We start from the raw sequence: 26,273 nt of genomic DNA on the forward strand, positions 1-26,273 counted from the left end.
TCCTGATTAAGCTAATTTTGCCAGGACTGTGGCTAATTTACTACCCAATTGTTTCACCGCTGCTTGTTGTGTCTCATCAATCAAGTTCCCATTTTGATCAAATGCCTGATACGCATTGGAAATCGCTTTCTGATCCGGTAAAACTAACACGCCAATATTACCGAGAATGGCACGAACATGAATTAAACCCCGTAACCCGCCCATTCCTCCGGGTGAGGTACTCATCAAGACAGCCACTTTATCCCGAAAACAGGTGAGGGCAAGGGGGGGTTCGCCCGGTTCTGGACGAGATGCCCAGTCAATGGCATTTTTGAGTAAAGGTGAGATTGAACTGTTGTATTCCGGTGAGGCGATGAGTAAGCCTTGATGGGCTTTCATCAGTTGCTTGAATTGGCGGACAGTTTCCGGAATACCTGCGTTTTCTTCCAAATCTTGGTCATACAGGGGCATAGGTAAATCGCGAAAATCTATATAGGTAACCTCCGCATCGGCTTCTTTTGCACCCTCAACCGCAATTTTTACTAATTTTTTGTTCCAGGATGCTGTGCGGGCGCTACCCGCGAATGCCAGAATTTTCGGTGAGTTGGTCATAATTGATAGTCATCCTTTCTCTAAGCTGATGTTGTGTGGAATTGAGTTGATACTTTAGGCGTATTGTCAATAGTCTACCGGAAGTTGGCAATTGGGACGTGTTAATGAGTTTCCGAGGAATCAAGACGCTGCGATTGCGTCTTCCGGCGTTGCCACCATGCGTCAATGGAGATATCATTAAAACTATTGCCAGCAATTAAGATAAAAAACACCAGACAATAAATCAATTGACTTGTTGCCGTATCCCAGTTTTGCAGTAATGTCACCCCATACATCAGCACGATCATTAAGCCAAATCCGGTGACTAACGCCGCTTGAGTCGCTAATCCCAGTGTCACCAGAAATCCGACAATAAATTCCACAATTGGCACCAGTAAAGCGGGTGCCCTGACTAAGGGTTCGGGAATAAAGGTATCTTGAAATAAATCAACCATCGACTGGGCAAAGCCGGGAATATTACCGAGGCGTGTAAAGCCGTGGTTAAAAAAGTTTATGCCTAAAACGATTCGCAGCAATGTATAGGCGATAACAATATCTCGGCGACGGAACCAGGGGGTTGGTTGATGGTGCATTTGGTTAATTGTTGTTTGTAGTCAGTGCTTTAGCACTTGTTTTATTATCCTCTCTTGTCCGCCCTGATATGACTCGCACCCGCCCGTTTGACCCCTATTCAGCGATCACCCTTAAAAAGGTGGCGTGGTGAGGAATCACTGCACTTATAGGGCGGTGATGATGTCAATATTCAGATTACCATTGCCAAGTCACCCGAATTCGCGTTAGTATGAATACCTCCCCCCTCACCCATGGGGTTACCACTATTCAGGGTAACCCCACCCCCCTTAATCTTCCTTCCTCTGAGAATAATGTTTCCGCCATGGGTTTGCATTAAACCCGAACCGGAAAACCTGATCGCATCCTCACTGGTGATGCTCACAGTACTGCAATTCGTGGTTAGCGCGATCGCACCCGCATTTGAGTGGCATTGATATTTGCTCTTGTTCAAGGAAAAAGGGTTAAACCCTTTTATACCCTTGCACCGCTATCAGGGAAAATGTACTATGGTTCCTCCTACTCTCCCTGCTCCCCCTGCTTCCCCTGCTCTCTACCCCCACTTCCCCTGCTCTCTACCCCCACCACCAGACTTATTCAGCAACCCCAATTTAAACCCGCGCCCTTTGACTTTCTTCAATCAACCGCGCCGCAATTTTTCCCGAACTCATCACCCCTGGTAATCCCGCCCCCGGATGCGTTCCCGCTCCCACAAAATAGAGATTCGGAATATCCTCACTCCGATTATGAGGACGAAACCAAGCCGACTGCGTGAGAATCGGTTCCACGGAAAACGCACTGCCTAAATAACTATTTAACGTATCACGAAAATGCAACGGATCAATATAATGTTCGGTGACTATATGCTTAGACAACTCCGGTAAATAATGCTGTTCTAAATACTCAATAATCCGATCCCGATACGGTTTCGCCATCACCCGCCAATCGGTTTGACTCCCCAAATTCGGAACTGGCGATAACACATACCAACTATCACATCCAGGTGGGGCTAATGATGAATCAGTCGCCGTCGGATGATGTAAGTACAACGCAAAATCCTCCGCAAGCTGCTGGCGCCCAAAAATATCCCGCATTAATTCCCGATACCGAGTCCCCATCAATATTTCATGATGTGCCATCTCTGGATACTGACGATTTGTACCAAAATACAGCACAAATAAGGACATAGAATAACGCATCCGTTTAACGCGACGGTCATTATATTTGCGGCGAAATTTTGGCGGAATTAAATTCAAGTACGTAAACGCCACATCCGCATTACTCACCACCGCATCTGCCTTCAGGACTTCTCCATCCTCTACCCTCACGCCTGTGGCTTGTTTCGTCCGTTCATCTATGACAATTCCCGTTACCGATTGATTCAGTAATAGTTGTCCCCCAAGTTCCTGAAACAATTGCACCAACGCCTGAACTAATGCGCCCGTTCCTCCCATCGGAAACCAAATCCCAAACGCCTGTTCTAACTTGTGAATCATGGCGTAGATAGCCGTACTCTGAAATGGATTCCCTCCAATTAATAAAGGATGAAAGCTAAAAACTTGCCGCAATCGTTCATCTTGAATGTACTGATTCACCAACCCCGCCACGGATTTATAAGTCTGTAAGCGAATCAAATCCGGAGCCACGTTTAGCATATCCGTGAAGCGACTAAACGATTGCTCCATTAACGGCAATCCTTTCTCGAAAATAGCGTTTGCGGCTTTAGCAAAGCGTTGATATCCGGCGACATCGGCTGGATTAAACGCCCGAATTTGTTCAATTAAATAGTCGGTAGAATTATTGTAGTGAAAGACTGACCCATCGGGAAAGCGGACGTTATAAAAGGGTTCAAGGGGGACAAGTTTGACATAATCGGCAGTCTTTTTCCCAGCTAAGGCAAATAACTCATCAATCAGATGTGGCACCGTAATAATCGTGGGACCCCCATCAAAGGTAAACCCCTGCTGTTGATAAACATACGCACGCCCCCCGGCGCGATCGCGCTTTTCCACAATCGTTACCCGATGACCCCCAGCCTGTAACCGAATCGCTGCCGAGAGTCCCCCAAATCCGCTACCAATGACCACAATATGCATAGTTAGTTTTGAGTAGAGACGCGCCATGGCGCGTCTGTCTGAATGTAGGGGCGGGTTTGACTATTATCCTTTGTTTGAGACCTCATGTAACTAAACCCGCCCCGGTTGAACGGCTAAGGGAACGTTCTTGTTGCTATTGATGGTAACCTTTGACCAAGGACAACGGACATAAGACCAATGTCACTGACTTAAGCTGGGTTCGTAGTAGGCACGAAGCGTGCCAGAAGCGCTAAAGCGCTTACTACAAACTCTAAAGTCAGTGCCATTCGACATAAGACCAATGACAACGGATAAATCGCTCTATCATAGGTAAAGATGTAAAGAAATGTAAAATTATATGCCAGATAAAGTTATAGTGGTCGTCGGTGCCACAGGGGGTATTGGATCGGCTATAACCCACCAATTGGCAAAAGAGGGAGCCAATTTAGTCCTCGCCGCCAGACAGAGCGATCGCCTAGCCACTTTGACCTCCCAACTCCCCATGGCTAACCTAGAGAAAATCTTAAATGTACCCACGGATATCACCGATCCAGCCCAAGTGGAAACGCTGATGCAGAAGGCGGTTGACAAGTTTGGTCAAATTGACGTACTCATCAATGCGGCAGGGGCGGGAATTCTTAAACAGTACAACAAAATTACATCGGCTGACTTAGAGGCGATGCTGGACTTAAATCTCAAAGGTAGCTTCTATACCTGTCAAGCCGCCGCTGAAGTGATGAAGGCTCAAAAATCCGGTCACATTTGTAACATCATCGGCATTTTAGGCAAACATTCCATGGCGATGGCGTCAGCGTACTGCGCCTCGAAGTTCGGCGTTGTCGGATTTAGCAAATGTATGGCAGATGAATTAAAGCGCTTTGGGATTAAGTTTACACTCTTTTACTTTGGCGGTGTAGATTCGCCCTTCTGGGATAATGTCAGCTTAAAAGTGGATCGCAAAAAGATGCTGACTCCGCAAACAGCAGCGAATGCCATTCTGTTTGCCCTGAGAGCTGATCCCCAAGCCGTACCAATGGAAATCAACATCCAGCCAGAAAGCCATCTATTTTTCTGATCACTAATTCTTGTCTTTTCCGGGGTTTCCATGGGCAGGTTTATTGAGGTGAGTTGGTTCCAGCAGGGGGAGCAATCAATGTAGAGACTAGGCATGCCTAGTCTGGAAAAAGGGGGAGCAGAGGAAGAGGATTACCAATGAACCATGAACTATGAACCATGAACAATCAACAAATGACCGAAAACAATGGGTCTCAAGCTCCTCGTCCTTCGACACGCTCAGGAACACCTTCCAGGGCGACTTTTATGTGCGACAATATTGATTTAGGGTTTTTCCACGTCAAATGCTGGTTTTTGAGTTCAAGGCTAAAGGAAAAACAACTCAATATTCAGCGATCGATGAAGCGATAAGAACAGCTCAGTTTGTTCGCAATAAGTGCATCCGTTACTGGATGGACAACAAAAATGTTGGGCAAAAAGACTTGTATCGTTACAACACATCGCTAAGAGCTGAGTTTCCTTTTGTCAAAGACATAAATTCCCATGCTTGCCAAACGGCTGTAGAACGAGCCTATTCGTCAATCGCTCGATTCTACAGTAATTGCAAAAAAGCTATTCCGGGAAAGAAAGGTTATCCAAAATTCAAGAAAAACTGTCGTTCGGTTGAATATAAGACTAGCGGATGGAAACTTTCCGAAACTCGGAAGCAAATAACCTTCACAGACAAAAAGGGAATTGGTCAACTCAAGCTCAAAGGGACGTGGGATTTAAACTTCTATCAACTTGATCGGATAAAACGGGTGCGGTTGGTTCGTCGCGCTGATGGCTACTACGTACAATTTTTGGTTAATCCTGAGCGAAGTCGAAGGGTTAACGCTGAAAACAAAATAGAAAGCCAGCCGACAGGAAACACCATCGGTTTGGATGTGGGACTCAAAGAATTCTATACCGATAGCAATGGATACCAAGAACCTAATCCCCGGTTTTATCAGGAGGGCGAAAAACGTCTAAGATTTCTTCAAAGGCGAATTTCACGCAAAGAAAAAGGCTCGGTCAACCGAAAGAAAGCGATTAACCGATTAGGGCGAAAACACCTCAAAATAAGTAGGCAGCGTGAAGAACATGCCAAGAGAGTGGCACGTTGCGTCATCCAATCTAACGATTTGGTCGCTTATGAAGATTTGAGGATCAAAAACCTAGTCAGAAATCATTGTTTAGCCAAATCGATTAATGATGCAGGTTGGTATCAGTTCAGAAAATGGTTAGAGTATTTTGGAGTTAAATTTGGCAAAACAACCATTGCGGTTAATCCTGCCTACACCTCTGAGCAATGCTCTAACTGCGGCACAGTAGTTAAAAAATCTTTGTCCACTAGAACTCACATTTGTCGATGTGGATGCGTTTTGGATCGAGACTGGAATGCTGCAATCAATATTCTGAAAATAGCCTTAAGTACGGCAGGGCATGTCGGAACTTGGATTTTAACACCTCGACTTTGCTCGGTGTTAATCCTGAGCGAAGTCGAAGGATTAAATCTGAACGCTTCGGGAGACCCGACCTCTACTTTGATTGGAGAAATCCTGTCAAGGCAAGCCGGATCGGTGAACGAAGAATCTTCGTCCTTGTAGGGTGGAGAGTGTCAAAACCAAGTAAGCTGCCGGATCGGATAAGCGATGAGAATCGATCACATTCACTTTTATGTTAAAGATGCGCTAACCTGCCGCGATTGGTTTGTTCAGCAGATGGGTTTTGATTTTGTGGCATCGGGGGCGAGTTGTCACACATGCACTACAGTAGTTAAGAATGGTGCTATTTATTTTGTCCTGTCGTCTGCGATCGCGCCGAATAGTCCCGTTGCCCAGTTTCTGCGCCAGCATCCTCCAGGTGTTGCTGATATTGCCTTTAAGGTTGCCGATCTGGAATGGAGCCTGGAAAAACTTCTCCAACGCGGCGCTAAGGTCTTACAACCTCTTCAAACCCAAGTTTATGAGGATGGATGCATAAAGTGGGCTAAAGTCGCTGCATGGGGCGATATGACTCATACTTTGGTCGAACGTCATAGCTTTAATCCCATCCTCTGCTTTCCGGTACAGGTAGACTGGCTGAGTGAAACTAAGTTGGGGTCAAACGGAGTCAGTCAAAAGGACAAGGGAGATGGGGGATTTGACTCAAAACTCGGTCAGGGCGGGTTGTGTACAAACGTTACCATCGATAGCGACAAGAAAATCCCTAAACCCGCCCCTACAAATCCTGTCCTTGAGCGAAGTGAAGGGTCAACATTCACCCCTCAGACGCACCATGGCGCGTCTCTACATTCAACACTTCCCCAATCCCCAACTGAAGCGTTTACCCATATCGATCACATTGTCCTGAATGTGGCGGCTGGGGATTTAGCGAAAGCGGTTCAGTGGTATCAGCAGGTGTTGGACTTCCAACCGCAGCAGGTGTTTACCATCCAGACTGAGAAATCTGGCTTATGCTCTCAGGTGATGGTGCATCCGGTAACCGGGACACAATTGCCCATTAATGAACCGACATCGGCGAATTCTCAAATTCAGGAATTTCTGGATGTGAACGGAGGAGCCGGAGTCCAGCATATTGCTATAGCCACGAGAAATATTGTGGGTACGATCGCGCAACGGCGTCGTCAGGGTATGTCCTTCATCAACGTTCCCCCCAGTTATTACAGTCAACTGCGCGATCGCTATCCGGGTTATAATTTCTCGACGGCGGCATGGGATGCGATCGCGCAGCAGCAAATTCTAGTGGATTGGCAAGCTCAATCCCCGCAAGCGTTGCTGCTGCAAACCTTTACCCAACCCATTTTCGCCGAACCCACCTTCTTTTTTGAGTTCATCGAACGGCGATGGGGAGCCAAAGGCTTTGGTGAGGGGAATTTCCAGGCTTTGTTTGAGGCGATCGAGCGGGAGCAGATGAAACGCGGTTGTTTGCCGATGGAAAAGAGTTGATCCGTATTTTTTAGGGAAAAGAGGGAACAGGCAACAGAGAAGGTAGGTAGCTACAGGAAAAAAAGCTGAACATCTCTACCCATTGTTACCCAAAATTATGTCCTCAAACCATGTCCTCTTTCCGAAGTGAAGAAGTGAAGGAGAAGTGAAGGATGGGCAGAGATTTATCCCAATGGAATTTACCCTCTTGTCTTCTCCTCTTCCCCCCTTTCATCGCAGGAAGCTGCTAATCAGCCAGAACAAGACAAAGGTGACCAAGGAGGCAAATTTCTCAACGGTCAAACCCATGTCGATAAGCAGTGACTCTAATGCTCCTCCCAGAACGGTTCCCAACGCTACACCTAGCAGTAAACCAACGAGGGTGAGCAATACAGCCCGACCAAATTGTTGTTCTTTGCGATTGAGGAAATAAATCGTACCGCCAAACCCCAAGGCGACAGTAAAGGTAAGAATTGACGCTTCTGGATAAAACAGAGTCAGACCAATCAAGACCAAGAACACAACCGTGGGGGCAACTAGATCACTCCTCGTCGGGGTATCTAACAGTCCTTGCAACCAAGCCGGAGAGGAATTGGCTGAGGGAGAGCTAAAACCCAAAGGGGTTTGTGGCACTTTTTCCCGTTCTGGAAAACGAATGCGTTCTGGAACCTTGATTTTTCCTTCTTGGCGCATTCTGAGGCGATCCATAATAATCGCATCATAAGCCGCCTCTACTGACTCGACAAGCTTAGGTTCGCCGCGATGCTGCTGCATCAAGCGCCCTTTAGCATCCTGAATTTCATCAAAGGAAGCATCTTCTGTAACCCCAAGTTTTTCGTAGGGATTTTGATCGCTCATTCAAAACCTCCTAGACATCCCTTTTTTCACTGGTATATGTAAGACTCTACACTGGTTATTATGATAGACATCGATTTTCTAAACCCTGCTGCACCCAATGGGTAACAGCCTAGTTTATGTACCGAGTGCCATGCTAACTCCCTTGCAAGCTAGTGTAGCCTGTTCTTTGCAAACAAGTCCTCTTGGCAGAAAAATTCGTTGAGGCAAGCCCAAGTGATGCCAGATCTGCCAAAAGCGGTTATGCTATTGGGCGGCTGCCCTATTTTCCCACTTGGGTAATGATGCTAGCCGCTATTGGCATCCCTGCATTCTCTGGCGATAATTGACTTAAATGCTGATTACGCCATTGATGTCACAAAAATCTATATCCTGATTCCTGATCCAGCTACGCTATAAGAGTATTGACTAAAATGCTCAATACATCCTAGTGGTGAATAGGTGTGCATCTTGTATCAATCCCTGAAATTAGTTCTCCGTGGAAATTTATGACCATGGTCTCCGCCAAAATTCTTGTCGTGGACGACGATCCGGCAATCCGCAATTTAATAATTCGCTTTTTGAGCACAAAGAACTATCAAATGGAGTCGGCGCAGGATGGTAAGACGGCTCTAGCCACATTTAAGCAATTCAACCCAGACTTAGTAATTCTGGATGTGAATTTGCCAGATGCCCTTGGCTACAACCTTTGCCGGGAAATGCAAAGCATGAATGATGTTTTTGTCCTCTTCCTCACGTCTCGCGATCAACCCGATGACAAAAATCAAGGGTTCAAACAGGGTGGTGATGATTATCTCACCAAGCCCTTCGATTTAATGGAACTCGAAAACCGAGTTGGGGCGATTTTGAGACGTAAGCGAGAAATTACGCCGTCTGACCAACAACGTCTCGTTTACAATCACTTGACGATTGATCCCACCCGTCGGGAGGTGACCCTTCACGACCAACTTGTCCCCTTGACCGCTCTAGAGTTCGATTTGTTACATTTCTTAGCATCTCACCCGGGTCAAGTCCTGCGCCGTTCTGAATTGATTCAGGAAGTTTGGGAATACGACTATGTTGGAGACCAACGAGTTGTTGACGTTCATATTGGACAAATTCGCAAAAAGATCGAAATCGATGCGAGTGACCCGAAGTTAATCCAAACAATTCGGGGGGTTGGCTACAAGTTTGAAGCACCCAACACTGAGCAAAATAATGGGCAACGGTCTTTATGAACAACTGACACCAAGCTTATGTCATGGTGTCAGTTTTTGAGTTCATCACGAATTACTTCATCATAGACTGCCTACGATTAAGTCTTACATCCTGTCTATCAGCAGCCGCCCGGATTCCCAAGACCGATAGAATTTTGATTCCCCCCTTACCAATCTGATGTTGGTTACTTTTTCATTCTTAGTGAGTGAGTGCCATCCTTAGGACATCAATATCCTGGCGTTTTGTGGAAGTTTAAGCACTGAGAAATGAGAACAGCTAGGGAAAAATCAGTTAGTATCTACCAATTCTTTGTCTTCACGTTCGCTAAAAACTATGTTTTTAGCTAGCTTGAGACGGAGTAGCGGCATGGTTATTGCTATCTGTTGAATCACCTTCAGAAGTAGCTTGCTGCTGAGTTTCAGACAGGGCAGGTGTTTTCGCCGCTTGTTCTAATTGTTGAGCCTCCCGCTTAAATTCCGTTTCAAATTCTCTCGAGGCATCTTGAAAACCACGAATAGCTTTCCCTAGACTCTGACCAATCTCTGGTAACTTTTTCGGTCCAAATACTAATAACGCCACGATTAAAATCAGCGCCATTTCCGGTAAACCAATACCAAAAACGTTCATTTCATAATCTCCTGATGTACTAATAGCTGTTTCTATTGTGTATCCAATGTGAAAGTCTAACTTTTCATTGACAATTATCTCCCCACTGACAAGCAGACAGGGAGAGGATATTCATGGTTCATGCCTGATTAGAGAAAAGTTTATGGCTATGAACCATGAACGATGAACCATGAACGCTCAAAACCTAGAGACCTATTGACCTAGGCTTCTCCAATCCACATTGATGTTCTCCAGCAACAGCGAGGAGTTGTATAGCTGCAAGATAATTAGCAAGAAAACGAAGAATAAGAGCATGAACACTGCCATTAAGGGCGTTGTTCCCCAACCGGGAGCTACTTTACCATATTCAGAGTTCAGGGGTTTGAGAATATCTCCTAACCGCGTCTGTTGTGCCATGGGTCACCTATGATTAATTTCGATCACGTTTTGTAATGTTCTGTAATATTATAGAGGAAGAAGACTCATTTATATAATATCCACAATGGAACCTGCAATAGTTCTTAGCATTTCAGTCGCTGTGATTCTAATCGCCGTCACTGGCTTTTCTATCTACACAGCGTTTGGTCCGCCTTCGGCTGAATTGAGTGATCCATTTGAAGACCATGAGGACTAAGCTCTGACTTTCCGGTCTGAAGGGAGGGGAGTTATTTCTGAGCTTCGCTTTATTTGTGAGCTTTGCTCCACGGCGCTAACACAAGGAGTTATTGGTCAAAAATGCTAGACTGATAACTTGCTACTTTAGGAACTAAAAATCTATGCTGCATCGGCGTTACCAGTTTGATTCGAGTCAAATTATGCACCGGGCTGAGGAGCTAGTCACCGCTGCTTCTAACCGCTATCGGATTACGGTGCAAGTGGCAAATCGGGCAAAGCGCCGTCGCTATGAAGATTTTGAAAATCTGGATGATCCAATGATGAAGCCAGTACTGCGGGCAATCATTGAGATGTCTGACGAATTGACACAACCGGAAATTATTGGGGATTAAAGGTGGGCGCTAGGGGAGCAATGTAGAGACGTAGCATGCTACGTCTAGGAGCTGGGGAAGAGGAAAATAGGTAATCTTCTACCAGAGAGGGAGTAATCTTTATGGCGACAGCTATATCATCCTATTCACTATGATCCAACTGAAACGGAAGGGTAAGGCGACGCGCTTAGTTATGCTGTTCACCCTTGCCATTCTGACGAGTATCAGCTTGGGCTGGGGTAAAGCGGGGATTAGGACTATCCCCGTTTTGTCAATTATAAGTTCCCAACCCGCCAGCGCCCAATTAATGCGATCGCAGGATACTTGGCGTCAAGTTTATGAACAGTTGCCCGATTTTCCCAAAGAAAACCAGTATGTCACCAATGAAACGGGCGAAGTCAATTTAGAGAGTACATTGGTAAGTCGTCTGATTCGTTATCACCTGTATGAGAAAAGACGTCTTCCTAATTATCGGTTTGATTGGAAGTTGACGCTGGCTGACTATCTGGGGGCGAATGAGTATATCAATGAATCTGAGTATCCTGGTAGTAACACATTAACGGAAAATCCGATGGCAGGCGATCGCGCCGCGATAGAAAAGCTGACGCGCCAGCAGCGAGAGGAGTTGATTGAGGTTTTGGTTAGCATTTATAATCCCAATCGCCCCGATCCCCAAATGTCAACACCCAACCCGCAGCCGTCGCCGCCTTCTACTCCGACTCGCCCATCTAATCCCCGATTACCTCAACCTGGGGATGCTGATTTACTGAACATCAATTTTTGACATTACCATTTAGCACTTGTTGAGCCGTTAGCGCCAGGTTGGGGAATAGAGGAGAGTGTATGCGATCGCTCCCTCTATAGTCTGTCGGATTATACCATCCTTCGACCAAGGTTAGGTGGTGACTTTAGCCTCTAGGGGGTAATCCAGAGCCATCAACTGATAATAGAAGCGTTTCCAGCTTTATCAGTCTTGCCCACCCGATATTCTGCCTTTTGCGGTTTAAGGAACTAACCAATTCTCAAGGTGTAAATTTTGGATATTGACAAAGTGACGCATATTATCAGTTACTAAATGATCAGACCGAGCACGATCAACGGCGGCAATGAGTGCATCAATTTGTCCAGTTGGTCTACCGATTTGTCTGAGTTCACCTTGAATTTTTCCAAATTCGATAGCGGCATTCTCATCGAAGTTAATTTTAGGCAGTTGATTGGCAAATTGTCCAAGAATCAGCAGATTTTGCTGAACTCGACTCGAACAATAGACGCCTTTATAGAGTTCCCCAAGAACTAGAGTCACCAGATAACAGTCCTGGTATTTTTGCTGAAAATGAGCGATAGCAGATGGGTTTCCCTGAATAATCGCTATACAGATATTTGTATCGAGCAAGTACATCGGAATAGTTAGTTGAACTTATCAAAATCTATCGGTTCACCCAAGTCAGCATGGCGTTCTCTATCAATCTGAGCAAAAATGTCTCCGATTTCTTGATCATCCTTCCATGCACCAATAATGGCTTGTAGCTGTTGCCAATTTGGGTCAGGGTTCGATAAAGTAGTATCAGGAATCTCAATAAAAATTTCCATGCCATTAGGAACGGGAAGTTCTTGAAATAGCTCTATAGTTTTGCCGCGTATAATTCCTTTAACTTTCATGGGGAATCAGATTCGGTTTTTACGGGCGGTGCAGAATGTGTTTTTGAAGAATCGGCGGTTGGAGGTGGCGGATTTGTATGAGGCACCATTAGATAGGTTGGAGAAAAGCAGGTGGATGAGTTGATTGAGTTTACGGAACCATTAGTGGCTTAGTAATCTAATACAGTAGAACTTATTAAAGGATAAATATTAATGTCTAACAATAACAATAATGATGTCATAATTCTCAATAGTATTCTCGATACAAAAAGACAAAACTCAGCGAATAACTTATCACAAGATGAGTATTTTGAGATATTTGCTTTTGACCAAGTTTTAAAAGACTACGACCTTTCATATGATGAATTATTGTCTAATCAGGTCGATGGTAAAGATGATGGAGGAATCGATGGATTTTTTATGTTTATTAATAATGAAGCTCTTAATGAAGAACTGGATTTGGAAGCTATAAAAAAGAATCCGTTAATAGAAGTATATTTAATTCAAGCCAAAACTTCATCTTCGTTTGGAGAAAAAGCCATAGAAACGCTCATGGCTACTATAGAAGATATATTTTATTTAGACAAGCATATTTCCGATATTAAACAATTTTATAATGCACAGGTAATAGAAAAAGTAGAATTGCTTAGAAATACATACCTTGACTTAGCAATTAAACATCCTCAAGTGAAAATTACTTATGTATATGCTAGTAAAGGTGATACTCAAAGTATTCATATTAAGGTCAAAAATAAAACGGATAACCTTTGCACTAGAACCCAAAATTTTTTCATAGGTTCTGAGGTAAAATTTGAATTTGTAGGAGCTAGAGAACTACTAGAGAGTGCAAGGCAAGAAAAAAGTTACTCTTTAAAATTAAAATTTCTGGAGAACTATATTTCTAGAGATGAAGATAATTATGTTGTCTTAACAAGACTAGATGAATACTATGAATTTGTAACTGATGATAAGGGTTATTTACGTAAATATTTATTTGAGTCAAATGTTAGAGATTATCAAGGTAATGTAGAAGTCAATAGAGATATTAAAATAACCCTTGCTTCAAAAGATACTGATATAGATTTCTGGTGGTTAAACAATGGAATAACCCTATTAGCTTCAAAAGCCACCATTGCAGGTAAAACCATTACACTCGATGATGTACAAATTGTGAATGGGTTACAAACCACTAACACAATCTATGAGTATATGAAGACTCTTCAAGAGATTCATGATGAGAGAGCTATCCTTGTAAAGATAATAGTGGCAAACAAACTAGAAGCGAGAGATAGAATCATCAAAGCAACTAATTTCCAAACTCCAGTTCCTGCTGCTTCTTTAAGAGCTACTGAACCTATTCAGCGTGATATAGAAGATTACTTTTTACATAATGACTGGTTCTATGACCGTCGCAAGAATTATTACAAGAATATTGGAAAAACTTCTAATAGAATAATTAGTATACCTTATTTAGCTCAAGCAGTGACTTCAATTGTTCATCGCGAACCACATACAGCTAGAGCACGACCAACGTCAATTATTAAAGGTGATACAAATTACAGTAGAGTTTTTAATTCTTCGATTCCAATGGAAGTTTATCTATTTTGTGCAAAATCTATGAAGAATATTGAATCTTATATAAGAGCTACCGATTTTTCAGCATTAACAGAAAATAATCCCAATAATTTATTACGTTCTGGAACAATTCGGATTTTAATATTTCATCTCGCAATGCTTTTTATTATTAAACTACTTCGTAAAGTTAATTATACACAAGGTGATGTACGCTCACTCCTCCAAATTGAATTTGATGAGAATCAGCAGGGCTTGCTTTGTAATACAATTCTAGAAATTACTGAATTAACTAATCGTTATTTACAAACAGCACCTACTCTTTCAATTAATACAGTAGCTAAACGATCTGAATTTACTAATTTTCTTGTTGAGAACGTACAAATATAGTCTGCTATTAGAAGATTTATACTCACTTACTCTGAACTGCGCTGGAGTTTAGACTAAGTAGCTCAAAGCAGGACATTGATCTGTGAGAAGGTGTTAAGTATTACGAGAGGCTCAAAAACCTAAAACCTAAAACCTTATCTCAACCAGTATGTCCCGCTTTAAATTTATAGCCTGTTGGTTAATGCAAAAAGTGACGCCTACCTGTCAGCACCATAACTAAACCCAATTCATTCGCCGCCTGAATCGAATCCTTATCCCGTAAACTTCCACCAGGTTGTACGATCGCACTTATTCCAGCATCAGCCGCTGTGCGTACTGAGTCATCAAAGGGGAAGAATCCATCACTGGCGAGAATACCCCCTGTCGCTTTTTCCCCAGCTTGTTCCAAGGCAATTTTCACCGCACCGACGCGATTCATTTGACCTGCACCAATTCCTAATGTGGCGCGATCGCGGGTGACGACAATGGCGTTGGATTTAACGTGTTTACAAACCTTCCAGGCAAATAATAACTCTTCTAATTGATCGGTTGTCGGTTGCTTGTCGGTGACAATTTGCCAGTCGTCGGGGTTATCGACTACATCATCTGAGGCTTGTACCAGTAACCCGCCAGCAATAGCTTTTACAGTTTGCTTGGGACCTTGTTGTAAGTCTGGTAAAAGTAATACTCTTAACTTCGATTTTTTCGCCAGAATCTCTTTGGCGTCGGGTTCACACTCTGGCGCGACGACACATTCCAAGAAGGTTTGGGTTAACGCCCCGGCTGTAGACATGTCAATCGGATGGTTTAAGGCGACAATACCGCCAAAGGCAGAAACGGGATCAGCCTGTAATGCTTTTTCGTAAGCTTCAAAAAGCGTACCTCCTAACGCCACACCACAGGGATTGGTATGTTTCAGAACAGCCGCCGCTGGTAAATCAGTAAATTCAGTAATAATCCGCCGTGCGGCTTCTAAATCCACTAGGTTATTGTAACTGAGTTCTTTTCCTTGCAGTTTGGTTGCGGCTGTCCATCCCGTGGGAGAGGTTCCGGTTTGATACCAGGTGGCGGATTGATGGGGATTTTCTCCGTAGCGTAGGGATTGCAGTTGCTTTCCAGAGAGGACAAAATCTTCTTGGGTAGAGGATGAGGTGGATGAGGTTTCCTGGGTTTGGCTGAGGTAGGAGGTGATCGCGCGATCGTAATCACCTGTATGAGAAAATGCTTCTATCGCACAAGATTGGCGGAATTCTAGAGACGGGTGATGCTCATGCTGGCGTAATTGTTCGAGATAGGTGTCATATTGACTGGGGTTACACAAAACTGTGAGATGGGCAAAGTTTTTGGCTGACGCCCGTAACATGGCGGGTCCACCAATATCAATATTCTCGATCGCCTCTGATAATGTCACATCCGGTTTCGCGATCGTTTCTGCAAAGGGATATAAGTTCACCACCACCAAATCAATGGGTAGAATCTGATGGGCTACCATTTGTTCCACATCTTCCGCCACATCACGCCGTCCCAGAATACCACCATGAATCCGGGGATGCAGGGTTTTCACTCTACCGCCTAAAATTTCGGGAAATTCTGTATAGTCAGATACTTTAGTTACAGGTAAGTCCGCCTCTTGTAGGGCTTTTGCGGTTCCCCCACTACTCATTAAGGCAAAGTCAAATTCTGTAACTAACTGACGGGCAAATTCCACCAGTCCAGTTTTATCGGATACACTCAGCAGGGCTAAACGTGCCATAACTCTTCTCGATTACAATCTTCTTTAGGATATCTGGGATTGGGGAAGTTTCGTCATTGGTCATTCGTCATTCGTCATTGGTCATGCGTTAAGTCGGGGCGGGTTTAGTTACATCTGGGTGTAACCGCAAAGATAGTTGTGAAACCCGCCCCTACACAATTTCCCCCATCTTCCTCATCTCCTGATAACTGATAACTGATAACTAATAACTGATAACTCCTTCATCAAAAATCCCGTCCTCGCCAATTAGGGGGACGGGATTATTTTTGGGAAACTCAAAATTACGATGAAGCAATAGCGAGTTTTCCGGCTACAACTAATCCTAAGGCATCGGATGGAAAAGGAGATCCGGGAAAAAGCGGTTAAACTCAATCAAAATTCCGGCGGTAATGGTTAGCCAAACAGCAATTAACACCGGGGCTAAGGACAGATACTTGAGAAAATACTGCATCACACTTCTCCTGAACGTAATAGGTAAGGTAAGTCAATCAAGCCAATCTCTAGATTAGCGAGGGGATACGGGAATTTCATCCGCCTTGGCATACAATTTGCCAGAAAGGGCTTCTTGTACGGCTGCTAGGGGCCAAATAAAACCAAAGAGCATTTTATTAATTGCCAAAGGCACGTCGATGATAATTTCTTTTTCTTCGGGATTCTTTTCGCTTTGAATCGCTTGTAAATAGGCGCGACCAACCCAACCAATCCAGCCAGCCATATATAGCCAGAGAATGCTAGGAATGAGAAAGTCACCCGCTCGACTCCAGCGACCATCGGCAATCAAGTGGGGCAGTCCGTCATCACCACAGAGGGCTTCGGAATAACGCTCAAAGCGTTTTTTGCCGGAATCGGGGTCGTCGGTGGTTGGACGGGCGTTCTGCGCTCGTTGCTGAAATGCGGGGGACTCACTACAGGGGGTGAGATGGTCAAAATCAGCCAAGGCTGGGGTGACAAAGCTAAACCAGAGGGTAACGGCGAAAAGTAGAGCCAACAATCGTCGCATAGAATTGTTTCCTTTTGTTACGAAATCTAAAGCTTTATGTACGAAACACAGAAACGGTTTGTACACTCCAGCCATATTACTCTGAGAGGTTGAACCGAGTAAAGTTTATGTGAACTACCAACATCAAATCAAAGATTATGATGTTGGCTTCGCGTCTCATTCGCCGATGCCGCCACACCCTCAAGATGTATTGGTCTTACTCAGCGTCTCTGGTTGAAATCCAACCTTTATCTCCGACAAGTGGGAGAACCCGCGCAGTTGCCCTGATTCCCAAGGCAGAAAAACTTTTTGTTTACACAAAAGTGTTCAGATTCCCGACCCTAGCCAGCTTGGTTTTCGCTGTTATTTTCTATACGGGAATCCTTTCAAAGGATTTTACCATCTTACTGAACAAGTTAAGATGTAACTTGAGTATTTCAGGTGATGGGCGGATGGCTTGTGTTTTAGCCATAGAAACCAGTTGTGACGAAACCGCCGTGGCGGTGGTGCACGATCGCACTTGTTGCAGTAATGTTGTGGCATCTCAGATTCCGGTGCATCAGCCTTATGGCGGGATTGTGCCGGAAGTGGCGTCGCGATCGCATTTGGAGATGATCAATACCGCGATCGCTCAAGCTTTAACCGAAGCGAATCTGGGTTGGGAGGCGATTGATGGCATCGCGGCAACTTGTGCGCCCGGTTTGGTGGGTTCCCTGTTGATGGGGTTAACGGCGGCGAAAACGCTGGCTATGGTTCATAATAAGCCGTTTCTGGGAGTGCATCACTTAGAAGGGCATATTTACGCCACCTATCTGATTGAACCCGAACTCGCACCCCCATTTTTGTGTTTGTTGGTGTCTGGGGGTCATACCAGTTTAATTTATGTTAAGGACTGTGGCGTCTATGAAATGTTGGGTTCAACTCGTGATGATGCGGCGGGTGAGGCTTTTGATAAGGTAGCGCGATTGTTACACCTGGGTTATCCTGGAGGACCTGCGATTGATCGGTTAGCCAAGGAAGGAAATCCTCACGCCTTTAAGTTACCAGAAGGAAGGGTATCGCGTCCCAGTGGCGGATATCATCCTTATGATTCCAGTTTTAGTGGGTTGAAGACGGCTGTCTTACGGTTAGTGCAAAAATTAGAGCAAGAAGGGGATGAATTACCAGTGGCTGATCTGGCGGCTTCGTTCCAGGAAACCGTCGCGCGATCGCTCACCAAACGGGCGGTGAATTGCGCGATCGATTATGGGTTAACCACAATTGCTGTCGGGGGTGGTGTTGCGGCAAATAGTGGCTTGAGACAGCACCTACAAGCGGCGGCGTCATCTCACAATTTGCGCGTTCTTTTTCCACCGATTAAATATTGTACCGATAATGCTGCCATGATTGGTTGTGCGGCGGCGGATCATCTGAATCGGGGACATACCTCTCCCTTAACCATTGGCGTACAGTCACGGCTACCGATTACCAAGGTGATGGAATTGTACCCACAGTCAACAGGCGATCGCTAAATCGTTAAGAGTTGACGAATTTGATCTGCCATGGTTTGGCTCGCGCTATCCGCCGTTACCAGTTCGATTTGTTCGGCGCTGCTAGCACCTAATCCTAATTCTACGGCTCGTTGAATCTGCTCTAACTGCCAAATTGAACCCTCAGAAACAGCGTCCGTGGTGCCAAGCGATCGCAAGATGGCAATGGCGACAGCATCAACGGCTACGCGATCGGTTCCCGCCAGCATTACCCCAGCTTTTACCTTCTTTCCAGAGGCGGGTCCACCATTGACAAAAGCGTCTACCCCATCTAATAGAATCAGCGCTGGTTTGTAGGCTTGGTTAATTTCAGCAATCATTATTCGTTGGTGAGGGGAGGAATGTAAATCCTGCATATAATTAAACGAATCTCCCGGAACATATTTGGCAACCATTCCCACTGAATTCTTCAGCGATAGGGTAAAATGACCGCCAAAACGATGAGTTTTCAAGCAACAGGTATTAACAATTGCGCCTGCATCTAAAATCGGACGAGCAAAGGCAAACCCTTTTTGCCAATGGGTTCCATCGGCGGAAATATACTGCCATTGATCCGCATCCATCTCATCAAAAACAATCGTTTCCAAGCCATAGCGATCAGCCAATTGAAACACCTGTTTTTGTTCCATGGCTTGACGAGTATTTGCCATCCCAGAGCGATCGCCGATGGTAATTCCTTGGCTTCCAGCAGTCTGTAACTCTTGCACCAACGCCTCTAGGAGTTGAGTATCTGTAGCGGCTGGGGCGGGATCTCCGGTGTTATAGTTGGGCTTAAGGAATAGGGTGCGATCGGAAAGTCCTTCGGGTTGTAGCAAATCCAGTGCTTTTTGAGTTCCTGCTACTCGGTCATCAGTACGCACCAGAACCACTTTACTCACATTACCGGATGGAGACTGGGCGATGGGGGTGGGTGTGGTGGTGGGAACGGTTGCATCAACGGCTGCATCAGGTGTTGGCGAGGTGGAATTCCCGCTTCTGCAAGCCGCAGGTAGAATCGATGTTCCCGCAGCGAGTGCGGCTAAACGCAAAACGCGGCGTCGTTTGTATTTGCGAGTGGAGTGATTGGGTTGCATGGTGGCTTGAGTTCAAAAACAACAGTTCTGAATTAAATTGGCTCAGTGCTAAAACCTGTTAATATCTTGTACCATTTTAAACCAGTAAACCCCTCACCCCCAGCCCCTCTCCCACTCAGGGGAGAGGGGAGCAAGAAAGGTGTTACAGCAAATTGCAGGTAAATGAAGTACACCTACATAGTGATACTAATTGATTAGGGAAAAATACTGTAACTCACGAACTTACAAGATGCTGTATATCCAAGGTTTATCTGGCTACATTTTTTATCATTAATTACTCCGGTTCCCATTCTCCCGTGCAAAAAAAGCGAAGCATCCTTTGGCTTCTCCCATGGAACAAAAAGCGAAGCATCCTTTGGTCTCCCCCTTTTGAAGGGGGACGGAAGGGGGATCTAATAGGGGGACGGGAGAGGGGTTAGGTTTTACTTGGCTTGCAAAATCAGTTTCAAAATGGTCTTGTATGAAACATTTTCATTGTAATACTCACATAAGGATTTCCACAAGTTTGGATGGGGATTTGCCTGTGGGTGTTTAATCTGGACTTGTTGAAATGCATTCAGCAAACTCAGATTTTCTTCTTCTTTTAAGGTGGCTACAGCAAATAAACTGGAACGACTTATCCCTGCACCACAAACAATTAGCACAGTTTGACTCTTTGCTTTTTCCTGGCGAACAAACTCAACACCTGATTTTAGCTGTTCAAAAGGTAGTGGTTGACCATCTTCAACGGGAATATAACGGGAGACAATATTAGGCTGTTGTACATCTTCAGCCAGGTGTAACATCGCACCAATTTGGTGATGCTGGAGTAAGTCATAATTTAGACTGTCTCTATAGTTGCCTATGTATAACCACGGTCTAATATAATACATTTTCTTCTTGTCTTGGAATTTAAACGATGGATCTAGTTTAATCCATGTATTGTAGGGACACTGCAATGCTTATTGGTATCAATTTAAGGCTGAAACCCCTCTCCCCCAGCCCCTCTCCCACTCAGGGGAGAGGGGAGCAAGAAAGGTGTTACAGCAGATTGCAGGTAAATGAAGTACACCTACATAATGATACTAATTAATTAGGGAAAAATACTGTAACTTACGAACTTACAGGGGCAAAGGTGCGTTACGCTTCGCTAACACACCCTACACATAGAGTCTTTGCGTAAGTCCTATAGACTACATACAGACAATGATTGCGCCCAAAAGCAAGCCGATACAATTTTGTATTTCATCAACGTGAAAAGCGCTGTAAAAGACGCTGTATATCAAAGGTTTATCTGACTACATTTTTTATCATTAATTACTCCGGTTCCCCTTCTCCCATGAAACAAAAGCGAAGCATCCTCTGTCATCCCCCCTCTTGTAGGGGGGAACGAGGGGGTCCGGAGTTGGGGTTAGGGGATGAGGGTGAAATACTTGCCAGCATCAGTTCTCATTTTATTAACACGGATGAGCATTGCCGTGTCCTTCCTGTTATAACTGAGATTGAACCTGTTGGGCTTGTTCATGATTTTTTAGGTGGGTCAGTCAAACGCCAGTAAATCCCGCAATCTTGACCAATACAATATTGCCCATCTGGATGATATCGTTGCAGTACGGATGTGATGGAATCGGTTAAAAGAATGCTTTGGGGATGCTCCTGAAAGTTGTTCCCAAATGTGCCATCAGATTCCGGTAATTGAGTATGGTCAGGTAGGGTTTTGGGAAAGGTTGGTGGGTTGGCTGTAGAAGTCATCGGAATCTGGGGATAACAGCTCTAACTGTATCTTAGTCTTAACGGCTGAGTCTCTCACTAGAATATTTAACCCAAAAGCCATCCTAATCCAAGTCCTAACCAAGACGTTCCCAGCAAAATTAGAAAGGTGTGAAACTTGCTGAAGGATTCTTGTAACTTCTTCCCCGCCGCAGCCGAAACCACAACGAAAAACGCAGCCAAAAACGCAACCCCAACCGCAACCCCAGCCGCAGCCGAAGCCCCAAGCCAAGCCGCAACCCCAGCCGCAACAAGATAAGCTATAGCCCCAGCCCCAGGCCAAGTCCAATCCCCAGGCACAACCACAGGCACAACCCCAGGCACAGCCACAACCCCAGCCACAGCCGCAGCCACAACCACACCCCAAACTCCAATCTCAACTAATGATGAGCCCATTAATAGGGAAGATAACGCTGTTCCTGTTAGGTCAAACCAGGGAACAATTTTTATTTTCAGAACAATTGGAGGCGGAGTTACTACTCTTGGCTCTTCTAGTAACTTTAACCAAGCCTGCATCGACTGGGGACGCTTTTTTGGTTCCAACGCCATCCCTTTGAGAATTGCCCGATTCACCTGTTTACTAATCCCTGGAACAATTCGCCGAGGTTCAATCAAAGGTTGCTGATAAAGCTTGCGATCCAATCCCTTAGTAGGACATTGACCTGTCAGTGTATAATACAGCGTTGCCGCTAAACAATGAACATCGACATTTGGCTCCCGACTTCCCCGGAGTAACTGTTCATAAGGTGCAAATCCCTCATTACCAAATGCTCCTGTTGACGTGTATGTCGAGGGAACCAGTTCTTTAGCAATACCAAAATCAATTAAAACCGCTTTGCCATTTTGCCGCAATAGAATATTTCCTGGATGAGCATCTCGATGAGTCAACCCTACCTGATGCACTAGAGTTAAAGCTTCCCCAATTTGGCGAATATATCTCACCGCTTCAGTTTCGGGTATCGCTCCCCTGCGCCTAACTAACTCTCTTAGCAGGCGGTGGTGTAGGTGCAGGGGGAGAGGCTTCACTGCTCAACCCCAGCGAATCTAACCATTCTCGCATCGACTGGGGGCGCTGCTTCGGTTCTAACCCCATACCCTGGAGAATCAGCCGATTTGTGCGATCGCTAATCTGATCGTTATACTCTTTCGGTGGGACTAAACGCTCTCGATCTAGCTTCCGCTTAATCGCACTCACAGGTTTGTGTCCGGTTAACAGTTCATACAATGTCGCCGCCAACGAATAAACATCCGTATATTCTCCCGGTTTCTCAGCCAGTCGGGAATAGAGTTCCATTGGCGCAAACCCGTCTGAGGCTTCTTTTGTCCGCACTGAAGTCACCTCGCAGTCAAACTCCAGCGCTAAATCGAAATCAATTAAAACGGCTTCCGCTTTTCCGTCACGAACATGGAGAATAATATTACCCGGTTTCACATCCCGATGAATCAAACCATTCCCATGCACCTCAATCAGCGCCTCACCAATTTGCTGAATATAATTGAGGGCTTCGGCTTCGGGGAGCATTTTCTGGGCGCGGTAAGCTAAACTCACCCCATCCACATAATCCATGACAATGCACCACCGTTTCCCCTCTTTAAAAAGATCTCGGACTTTGACAATATGAGGATGATTACACCCTCTGAGTTTGACGGCTTCCTGGCAAAACTTAGTTTCTAGTCGGTTTTGTTCTTGTGGGGTGAGGGAATTGAGGAGTGCATCATTCAAGGTTTTGATCACCCAGCGACAATCATCTCCATCCTTTACCAGATAGGTAATCCCCAAACGCCCTTGTCCCAGTTGTCTCTCTAAGATGTACTTACCGTTATAAAGCGCATCCCCTGTCGCCCAAACCATGGTGTGCCATTCTCAAAACTTAGGTTAATTTTGACACAGTATGTCTGAGACTGTAGGGGCGCACCGACGTGCAACTTAAGCTCAATCCCTCACCCACGCCAGCCCTCACCCCCAGCCCCTCTCCCAAGCTTGGGAGAGGGGAGCAAGAGGGGAGCAAGAGGGGAGCAAGAGGGGAGCAAGAGAATCCGGTTCCCCTTCTCCCGTGCAACAAAAGCGAAGCATCCTCTGTCCTCCCCCCTCTTGTAGTGTGAGCATCTTGCTCACTACCTCAAACACCACTGAAACCCGAAAACATAAAGGTGTCGAGAACGATTAAAGGTTCAGTGCAAGATTTCAGTCAGCTATTCAGTGATATTAGAAATGATTACGATTTGCTTGATTCTACTCCTCTAAAATCTCAACCAAATCCTCAATCATCACATCAAACGTGCGAGCTAACTTATAGAGGGCAGTATAATCGACCATTGACATTCCAGGACGACGGGCATAACTTCTCACCGTACTGTAAATTACACCAGAACGGTCGGACACTTCCTTCAACGTCCATCCCTTCTCTTGTGCAAGTTCTCGAATCTTTAGCCTAACTAACCCCATCCTTGACAAATGATGCAGTTGCATCGTTTAATGAGAGAACCTGAAAAAGCGATCGCTCTTTCTGTCTCGCAAACTTAAGAGCGATCGCACCAATGTCCCATTAAATGGGAAGTAATTTCTATGTTATCAACACATACCACAAAAACGCCCACCTTTGAAGCCTCAAAACTAAATTACAAGTCCTCCACCCGTCACCCCTTGGCACGATTCGTCACCGTCGAGACAGTCGCCTTGCTGTTTAACCTGTCTCCCGACGAGATTTATCGCATCGAATGCTGGCAGCATATTGTTTATGTTCACGGTAAAGGGTTGAGCCGATTCGTCAGCTACGCCGACTTTCCACCAATCCTGGAAGCCGAACCCCCCACCCCTCAAGATATGGTGCGTTGGCACAAGCGCTGGAAATCTCCAATTGCCCCAGAATTTTGGACAACCTTCTATGGATACCAATTCAACCGAGCAACGAGTGAATCCCAGTTGCTAGCGTGGGGACAATTCGTGGCTACTGTCAAAGGATTGCTATCAACAGCCGCCTTGCAACACCTGCGCCAACGGTATCAGTTAGAACAATATTGGTGGCGTCACTTTTGACGGCTGAAGCTGGCTCAACTTAAAGAGAACCCAACCATGATAGATCAATCTGCGATCGCGTCAACTTTAACCATTCCTCCCCTGGAAAACGGCGATAAACTCACCCGCATCGAATTTGAGCGCCGCTACCATGCTATGCCCCAGGTGAAAAAATTTACATAACAAACTTAACGTTTACCGCCGTAATCAGGTACAAGAGTATTTAGTGTGGCGAGTGTACGATCAGCAATTCGATTGGTTTAGATTACAAGAGGGTGAGTATATCCAGCTAAAACCCAATGAAAATGGTATTATTTGTAGTGAAACCTTTCCTGGCTTGTGGTTAAAACAATCCGCCTTACTCGCTGGAGATTTAGCCAAGGTATTGGAGATCGTCCAACAGGGAATAGCCACAGCAGAACATCAGATGTTTGTTGAGTCCTTATCGAGGGAGTAATCATGGGACGAAAAGCGAAACTCAAACAACTTCGACGCCAAAGTCAAGGACAAGAACAGTCACCAACGTCAACACAACCAACCCACTTTGAGTCAACCCAATTCGTGCAACAACTTCAAGTTGAAGGCTATAAGCTCGATCAAGCGCAGCATTCTCCCGACGTGCCATTGCCAAAACCATTAAAAAAACCCAATCCCCAGTTATAAGTATTTACAGCCAAATTTTAGGGTGCGTTAGCGAAGCATAACGCACCAATCAATCCTTAACATAGCAGTATCAAGGCAGGTTAAAATCTAAAGGGGACTTACAGAGTAAGCTGTGCCGTTTCCAGCCAATCAAAAATTCGGTCTAATTGCTCCAATGAAATGAGTCCATATTGCCACAAAGTCATTGGTAATAAATTAGGACTCTCTTCCTGATGGCGTAAGGCTAAGGAAATCGCTGACGATGGAATCGCCAAATCCTCTCGTAAAAAGTGAATAAACTTGTCAAGTGCTGCGGATTTCATTGTCTTGGGTGTGGGATACTGGAGATGGTTAGTAGTAAGGTACACTTAACGGGGATCAAAAAACCTCACCCATTAGAGTTATTCTAGTGCCGCATGATAGTACCGTAGAGTGGGCATTACCCACCAGTCTTAAGTCAATACCATTGCCTTAACTTCCATACAACCGTTCACCCGTTCCCGGTAGAAGTGTCAGCATTCTCGGATTAATACGCTCTCCCACAGTGACTTCAATATCACCATCCCATTCCTCAATCGAGAGAACCTTATTATTGGCTCCTTCATAATCAAAATAGCGACAACGTTCTGCTGTGCGGTGCAACGTTGTTCCTGTGCGCGTCATGTCCGCCACACCAGATTCCACACAGCGATAGATTTCACCGCCAAAGGTTAGCTGCTTGGGAGGTTCTCCACTCATCTCTAACTGCTGCGTTGGCTCTAATAATGCCACTTCTACTCGGTCATCTTCATCCACAGAAAGCCAACAAATACGCTCTCCATCTTGCAGTAAATACTCGTACCAAGCATAGTCGCCAACATTGTAAGTCAGTTTTCCCTCCACTACCCAATCTGTCCCCATGTACTGGACAATATCACCCACTTCCAGGGTAAAAACGGTACGTTCTTCTAGGGGTAAACGCCCACGTTCACCGAGTCCTGATAACTGTCCCCGTTGCTGAAGAACGAGCAAAACAACAGCCGTAGTAATAATTACAATAATTCCAATCCAAACAAATACCATTAGCTAACTTATGACTGACTACTTATGGAGAAGGGCAGGTTTTGTTGAACCGTTATCGGTTAGTTAGGGC

At 45.1% G+C, this 26,273-nt stretch carries 30 protein-coding genes and 2 pseudogenes; 12 read left to right on the top strand and 20 right to left on the bottom strand.

Features of this window, described 5'->3' with window-relative positions; translation table 11 throughout:
• Nucleotides 1-6: 6 nt before the first annotated feature.
• The 4 genes from RH949_RS28760 to RH949_RS28775 all read right to left on the bottom strand — a co-directional run bounded on the left by RH949_RS28760 (nt 7) and on the right by RH949_RS28775 (nt 3,236).
• Nucleotides 7-591: an NADPH-dependent FMN reductase gene (locus RH949_RS28760; RefSeq protein ID WP_006099189.1), complete on the bottom strand. Its 585-nt coding sequence runs from the start codon at nt 589-591 to the stop codon at nt 7-9.
• A 101-nt stretch (nt 592-692) separates the two neighbouring features.
• Nucleotides 693-1,163 carry a DoxX family protein gene (locus tag RH949_RS28765; RefSeq protein ID WP_446358003.1) on the bottom strand — a complete coding sequence of 157 codons (471 nt, stop codon included), beginning with the start codon at nt 1,161-1,163 and terminating at the stop codon, nt 693-695.
• Nucleotides 1,164-1,333: 170 nt separating this feature from the next.
• Nucleotides 1,334-1,594 (bottom strand): hypothetical protein, encoded by a 261-nt coding sequence (locus tag RH949_RS28770; RefSeq protein WP_446358005.1) that lies wholly within the window; start codon nt 1,592-1,594, stop codon nt 1,334-1,336.
• Between the two features lie 157 nt (nt 1,595-1,751).
• Nucleotides 1,752-3,236 carry a phytoene desaturase gene (locus RH949_RS28775; protein ID WP_446358106.1) on the bottom strand — a complete coding sequence of 495 codons (1,485 nt, stop codon included), beginning with the start codon at nt 3,234-3,236 and terminating at the stop codon, nt 1,752-1,754.
• A gap of 337 nt (nt 3,237-3,573) precedes the next feature.
• Between RH949_RS28775 and RH949_RS28780 the strand changes: the two genes are divergently transcribed.
• The 3 genes from RH949_RS28780 (at nt 3,574) to RH949_RS28790 (ending at nt 7,198) form a co-directional block, all read left to right on the top strand.
• Entirely contained in the window at nt 3,574-4,290 is a 717-nt protein-coding gene (locus RH949_RS28780) for an SDR family oxidoreductase (RefSeq protein ID WP_446358007.1), read from the top strand.
• 283 nt (nt 4,291-4,573) lie between these two features.
• A complete protein-coding gene (locus RH949_RS28785; protein WP_006099215.1) occupies nt 4,574-5,857 on the top strand; it encodes an RNA-guided endonuclease InsQ/TnpB family protein in 1,284 nt (427 codons plus the stop codon).
• A gap of 45 nt (nt 5,858-5,902) precedes the next feature.
• Entirely contained in the window at nt 5,903-7,198 is a 1,296-nt protein-coding gene (locus RH949_RS28790) for a 4-hydroxyphenylpyruvate dioxygenase family protein (RefSeq protein WP_446358010.1), read from the top strand.
• Between the two features lie 210 nt (nt 7,199-7,408).
• Here the strand turns inward: RH949_RS28790 and RH949_RS28795 are convergent, their stop codons facing one another.
• Entirely contained in the window at nt 7,409-8,035 is a 627-nt protein-coding gene (locus RH949_RS28795) for a CPP1-like family protein (RefSeq protein ID WP_006099494.1), read from the bottom strand.
• A gap of 485 nt (nt 8,036-8,520) precedes the next feature.
• On the opposite strand from RH949_RS28795, the gene RH949_RS28800 reads away from it, so the two are divergent.
• Nucleotides 8,521-9,249, top strand: coding sequence for a response regulator transcription factor (locus RH949_RS28800; protein ID WP_315897218.1), 729 nt, complete (start codon nt 8,521-8,523; stop codon nt 9,247-9,249).
• Nucleotides 9,250-9,568: 319 nt separating this feature from the next.
• Here RH949_RS28800 and RH949_RS28805 read toward each other — a convergent pair whose 3' ends face one another.
• Together RH949_RS28805 and psbH are read right to left on the bottom strand one after the other, a co-directional pair.
• Complete coding sequence (locus RH949_RS28805) at nt 9,569-9,856, bottom strand: TatA/E family twin arginine-targeting protein translocase (RefSeq protein WP_006099206.1); 288 nt, start codon at nt 9,854-9,856, stop codon at nt 9,569-9,571.
• A gap of 192 nt (nt 9,857-10,048) precedes the next feature.
• The gene (gene psbH / locus RH949_RS28810) at nt 10,049-10,252 is read right to left on the bottom strand and encodes a photosystem II reaction center phosphoprotein PsbH (protein ID WP_193877901.1); all 204 of its coding nucleotides are present in this window, start codon (nt 10,250-10,252) and stop codon (nt 10,049-10,051) included.
• Between the two features lie 85 nt (nt 10,253-10,337).
• Between psbH and psbN the strand changes: the two genes are divergently transcribed.
• The 3 genes from psbN (at nt 10,338) to RH949_RS28825 (ending at nt 11,605) form a co-directional block, all read left to right on the top strand.
• Nucleotides 10,338-10,469: a photosystem II reaction center protein PsbN gene (gene psbN, locus RH949_RS28815; RefSeq protein ID WP_006099531.1), complete on the top strand. Its 132-nt coding sequence runs from the start codon at nt 10,338-10,340 to the stop codon at nt 10,467-10,469.
• A gap of 142 nt (nt 10,470-10,611) precedes the next feature.
• Nucleotides 10,612-10,842, top strand: coding sequence for a DNA-directed RNA polymerase subunit omega (locus tag RH949_RS28820; RefSeq protein ID WP_006099459.1), 231 nt, complete (start codon nt 10,612-10,614; stop codon nt 10,840-10,842).
• Nucleotides 10,843-10,972: 130 nt separating this feature from the next.
• Entirely contained in the window at nt 10,973-11,605 is a 633-nt protein-coding gene (locus tag RH949_RS28825) for a hypothetical protein (protein ID WP_006099392.1), read from the top strand.
• A 219-nt stretch (nt 11,606-11,824) separates the two neighbouring features.
• On the opposite strand, the gene RH949_RS28830 is transcribed toward RH949_RS28825, so the two are convergent.
• Together RH949_RS28830 and RH949_RS28835 are read right to left on the bottom strand one after the other, a co-directional pair.
• On the bottom strand, nt 11,825-12,220 hold the full coding sequence (locus RH949_RS28830; RefSeq protein WP_446358014.1) for a type II toxin-antitoxin system VapC family toxin: 396 nt from the start codon (nt 12,218-12,220) through the stop codon (nt 11,825-11,827).
• Nucleotides 12,221-12,228: 8 nt separating this feature from the next.
• The gene (locus RH949_RS28835) at nt 12,229-12,480 is read right to left on the bottom strand and encodes a hypothetical protein (protein WP_446358016.1); all 252 of its coding nucleotides are present in this window, start codon (nt 12,478-12,480) and stop codon (nt 12,229-12,231) included.
• 192 nt (nt 12,481-12,672) lie between these two features.
• Between RH949_RS28835 and RH949_RS28840 the strand changes: the two genes are divergently transcribed.
• The gene (locus RH949_RS28840) at nt 12,673-14,421 is read left to right on the top strand and encodes an AIPR family protein (RefSeq protein ID WP_446358018.1); all 1,749 of its coding nucleotides are present in this window, start codon (nt 12,673-12,675) and stop codon (nt 14,419-14,421) included.
• Between the two features lie 178 nt (nt 14,422-14,599).
• Here RH949_RS28840 and purH read toward each other — a convergent pair whose 3' ends face one another.
• The 3 genes from purH to RH949_RS28855 form a co-directional block, all read right to left on the bottom strand.
• On the bottom strand, nt 14,600-16,153 hold the full coding sequence (gene purH / locus RH949_RS28845) for a bifunctional phosphoribosylaminoimidazolecarboxamide formyltransferase/IMP cyclohydrolase (protein WP_446358020.1): 1,554 nt from the start codon (nt 16,151-16,153) through the stop codon (nt 14,600-14,602).
• A gap of 322 nt (nt 16,154-16,475) precedes the next feature.
• A complete protein-coding gene (gene psaJ, locus RH949_RS28850) occupies nt 16,476-16,604 on the bottom strand; it encodes a photosystem I reaction center subunit IX (RefSeq protein WP_006099310.1) in 129 nt (42 codons plus the stop codon).
• A gap of 54 nt (nt 16,605-16,658) precedes the next feature.
• Nucleotides 16,659-17,153: a photosystem I reaction center subunit III superfamily gene (locus tag RH949_RS28855; RefSeq protein WP_006099326.1), complete on the bottom strand. Its 495-nt coding sequence runs from the start codon at nt 17,151-17,153 to the stop codon at nt 16,659-16,661.
• 431 nt (nt 17,154-17,584) lie between these two features.
• On the opposite strand from RH949_RS28855, the gene tsaD reads away from it, so the two are divergent.
• Entirely contained in the window at nt 17,585-18,643 is a 1,059-nt protein-coding gene (tsaD, locus tag RH949_RS28860; protein ID WP_446358108.1) for a tRNA (adenosine(37)-N6)-threonylcarbamoyltransferase complex transferase subunit TsaD, read from the top strand.
• Here tsaD and RH949_RS28865 read toward each other — a convergent pair.
• The 6 genes and pseudogenes from RH949_RS28865 to RH949_RS28890 form a co-directional block, all read right to left on the bottom strand.
• Complete coding sequence (locus RH949_RS28865; protein WP_446358022.1) at nt 18,640-19,734, bottom strand: DUF362 domain-containing protein; 1,095 nt, start codon at nt 19,732-19,734, stop codon at nt 18,640-18,642. The two genes, tsaD and RH949_RS28865, sit on opposite strands and share 4 nt — an antisense overlap.
• A gap of 422 nt (nt 19,735-20,156) precedes the next feature.
• Complete coding sequence (locus RH949_RS28870; RefSeq protein ID WP_446358024.1) at nt 20,157-20,606, bottom strand: dual specificity protein phosphatase family protein; 450 nt, start codon at nt 20,604-20,606, stop codon at nt 20,157-20,159.
• Between the two features lie 634 nt (nt 20,607-21,240).
• Nucleotides 21,241-21,465 (bottom strand): annotated as a pseudogene (locus tag RH949_RS28875) (Uma2 family endonuclease); the annotation flags it as partial.
• Nucleotides 21,466-21,531: 66 nt separating this feature from the next.
• The gene (locus RH949_RS28880; protein ID WP_446358026.1) at nt 21,532-22,509 is read right to left on the bottom strand and encodes a serine/threonine protein kinase; all 978 of its coding nucleotides are present in this window, start codon (nt 22,507-22,509) and stop codon (nt 21,532-21,534) included.
• Entirely contained in the window at nt 22,457-23,335 is an 879-nt protein-coding gene (locus RH949_RS28885) for a serine/threonine protein kinase (protein WP_446358028.1), read from the bottom strand. The genes RH949_RS28880 and RH949_RS28885 overlap by 53 nt, the downstream gene beginning before the upstream one ends.
• 381 nt (nt 23,336-23,716) lie before the next feature.
• Nucleotides 23,717-23,929: a helix-turn-helix domain-containing protein gene (locus RH949_RS28890; protein ID WP_446340786.1), complete on the bottom strand. Its 213-nt coding sequence runs from the start codon at nt 23,927-23,929 to the stop codon at nt 23,717-23,719.
• A 120-nt stretch (nt 23,930-24,049) separates the two neighbouring features.
• On the opposite strand from RH949_RS28890, the gene RH949_RS28895 reads away from it, so the two are divergent.
• The 3 genes and pseudogenes from RH949_RS28895 (at nt 24,050) to RH949_RS28905 (ending at nt 25,162) form a co-directional block, all read left to right on the top strand.
• Complete coding sequence (locus RH949_RS28895; protein WP_446358030.1) at nt 24,050-24,520, top strand: hypothetical protein; 471 nt, start codon at nt 24,050-24,052, stop codon at nt 24,518-24,520.
• Nucleotides 24,521-24,556: 36 nt separating this feature from the next.
• Nucleotides 24,557-24,956: pseudogene (locus RH949_RS28900) on the top strand (Uma2 family endonuclease).
• A gap of 2 nt (nt 24,957-24,958) precedes the next feature.
• Nucleotides 24,959-25,162, top strand: a complete 204-nt coding sequence (locus tag RH949_RS28905; protein ID WP_446358032.1) for a hypothetical protein — start codon at nt 24,959-24,961, stop codon at nt 25,160-25,162.
• A gap of 98 nt (nt 25,163-25,260) precedes the next feature.
• On the opposite strand, the gene RH949_RS28910 is transcribed toward RH949_RS28905, so the two are convergent.
• Together RH949_RS28910 and RH949_RS28915 are read right to left on the bottom strand one after the other, a co-directional pair.
• A complete protein-coding gene (locus RH949_RS28910) occupies nt 25,261-25,464 on the bottom strand; it encodes a DUF2949 domain-containing protein (RefSeq protein ID WP_006099179.1) in 204 nt (67 codons plus the stop codon).
• A 148-nt stretch (nt 25,465-25,612) separates the two neighbouring features.
• The gene (locus RH949_RS28915; protein WP_446358034.1) at nt 25,613-26,203 is read right to left on the bottom strand and encodes a DUF4178 domain-containing protein; all 591 of its coding nucleotides are present in this window, start codon (nt 26,201-26,203) and stop codon (nt 25,613-25,615) included.
• Between the last annotated feature and the right edge of the window lie 70 nt (nt 26,204-26,273).

This window comes from Coleofasciculus sp. A1-SPW-01, assembly GCF_040217205.1.
Classification (GTDB): Bacteria; Cyanobacteriota; Cyanobacteriia; order Cyanobacteriales; family Coleofasciculaceae; genus Coleofasciculus; species Coleofasciculus chthonoplastes_A.

Excerpts from the sequence above, each read along its gene's own strand:
- RH949_RS28895 (WP_446358030.1), top strand. The coding sequence starts at position 24,050 with ATGTTATCAACACATACCACAAAAACGCCCACCTTTGAAGCCTCAAAA.
- RH949_RS28855 (WP_006099326.1), bottom strand. The coding sequence starts at position 17,153 with ATGCGACGATTGTTGGCTCTACTTTTCGCCGTTACCCTCTGGTTTAGC.
- RH949_RS28885 (WP_446358028.1), bottom strand. The coding sequence starts at position 23,335 with ATGGTTTGGGCGACAGGGGATGCGCTTTATAACGGTAAGTACATCTTA.
- RH949_RS28795 (WP_006099494.1), bottom strand. The coding sequence starts at position 8,035 with ATGAGCGATCAAAATCCCTACGAAAAACTTGGGGTTACAGAAGATGCT.
- RH949_RS28865 (WP_446358022.1), bottom strand. The coding sequence starts at position 19,734 with ATGCAACCCAATCACTCCACTCGCAAATACAAACGACGCCGCGTTTTG.
- RH949_RS28905 (WP_446358032.1), top strand. The coding sequence starts at position 24,959 with ATGGGACGAAAAGCGAAACTCAAACAACTTCGACGCCAAAGTCAAGGA.
- RH949_RS28800 (WP_315897218.1), top strand. The coding sequence starts at position 8,521 with ATGACCATGGTCTCCGCCAAAATTCTTGTCGTGGACGACGATCCGGCA.
- RH949_RS28910 (WP_006099179.1), bottom strand. The coding sequence starts at position 25,464 with ATGAAATCCGCAGCACTTGACAAGTTTATTCACTTTTTACGAGAGGAT.
- RH949_RS28805 (WP_006099206.1), bottom strand. The coding sequence starts at position 9,856 with ATGAACGTTTTTGGTATTGGTTTACCGGAAATGGCGCTGATTTTAATC.
- tsaD (WP_446358108.1), top strand. The coding sequence starts at position 17,585 with ATGGCTTGTGTTTTAGCCATAGAAACCAGTTGTGACGAAACCGCCGTG.
- RH949_RS28780 (WP_446358007.1), top strand. The coding sequence starts at position 3,574 with ATGCCAGATAAAGTTATAGTGGTCGTCGGTGCCACAGGGGGTATTGGA.
- psaJ (WP_006099310.1), bottom strand. The coding sequence starts at position 16,604 with ATGCAGTATTTTCTCAAGTATCTGTCCTTAGCCCCGGTGTTAATTGCT.
- RH949_RS28760 (WP_006099189.1), bottom strand. The coding sequence starts at position 591 with ATGACCAACTCACCGAAAATTCTGGCATTCGCGGGTAGCGCCCGCACA.
- psbH (WP_193877901.1), bottom strand. The coding sequence starts at position 10,252 with ATGGCACAACAGACGCGGTTAGGAGATATTCTCAAACCCCTGAACTCT.
- RH949_RS28785 (WP_006099215.1), top strand. The coding sequence starts at position 4,574 with ATGCTGGTTTTTGAGTTCAAGGCTAAAGGAAAAACAACTCAATATTCA.
- RH949_RS28825 (WP_006099392.1), top strand. The coding sequence starts at position 10,973 with ATGATCCAACTGAAACGGAAGGGTAAGGCGACGCGCTTAGTTATGCTG.
- RH949_RS28870 (WP_446358024.1), bottom strand. The coding sequence starts at position 20,606 with ATGTATTATATTAGACCGTGGTTATACATAGGCAACTATAGAGACAGT.
- RH949_RS28835 (WP_446358016.1), bottom strand. The coding sequence starts at position 12,480 with ATGAAAGTTAAAGGAATTATACGCGGCAAAACTATAGAGCTATTTCAA.
- RH949_RS28840 (WP_446358018.1), top strand. The coding sequence starts at position 12,673 with ATGTCTAACAATAACAATAATGATGTCATAATTCTCAATAGTATTCTC.
- RH949_RS28830 (WP_446358014.1), bottom strand. The coding sequence starts at position 12,220 with ATGTACTTGCTCGATACAAATATCTGTATAGCGATTATTCAGGGAAAC.
- RH949_RS28890 (WP_446340786.1), bottom strand. The coding sequence starts at position 23,929 with ATGGGGTTAGTTAGGCTAAAGATTCGAGAACTTGCACAAGAGAAGGGA.
- psbN (WP_006099531.1), top strand. The coding sequence starts at position 10,338 with ATGGAACCTGCAATAGTTCTTAGCATTTCAGTCGCTGTGATTCTAATC.
- RH949_RS28820 (WP_006099459.1), top strand. The coding sequence starts at position 10,612 with ATGCTGCATCGGCGTTACCAGTTTGATTCGAGTCAAATTATGCACCGG.
- RH949_RS28915 (WP_446358034.1), bottom strand. The coding sequence starts at position 26,203 with ATGGTATTTGTTTGGATTGGAATTATTGTAATTATTACTACGGCTGTT.
- RH949_RS28765 (WP_446358003.1), bottom strand. The coding sequence starts at position 1,163 with ATGCACCATCAACCAACCCCCTGGTTCCGTCGCCGAGATATTGTTATC.
- RH949_RS28790 (WP_446358010.1), top strand. The coding sequence starts at position 5,903 with ATGAGAATCGATCACATTCACTTTTATGTTAAAGATGCGCTAACCTGC.
- purH (WP_446358020.1), bottom strand. The coding sequence starts at position 16,153 with ATGGCACGTTTAGCCCTGCTGAGTGTATCCGATAAAACTGGACTGGTG.
- RH949_RS28775 (WP_446358106.1), bottom strand. The coding sequence starts at position 3,236 with ATGCATATTGTGGTCATTGGTAGCGGATTTGGGGGACTCTCGGCAGCG.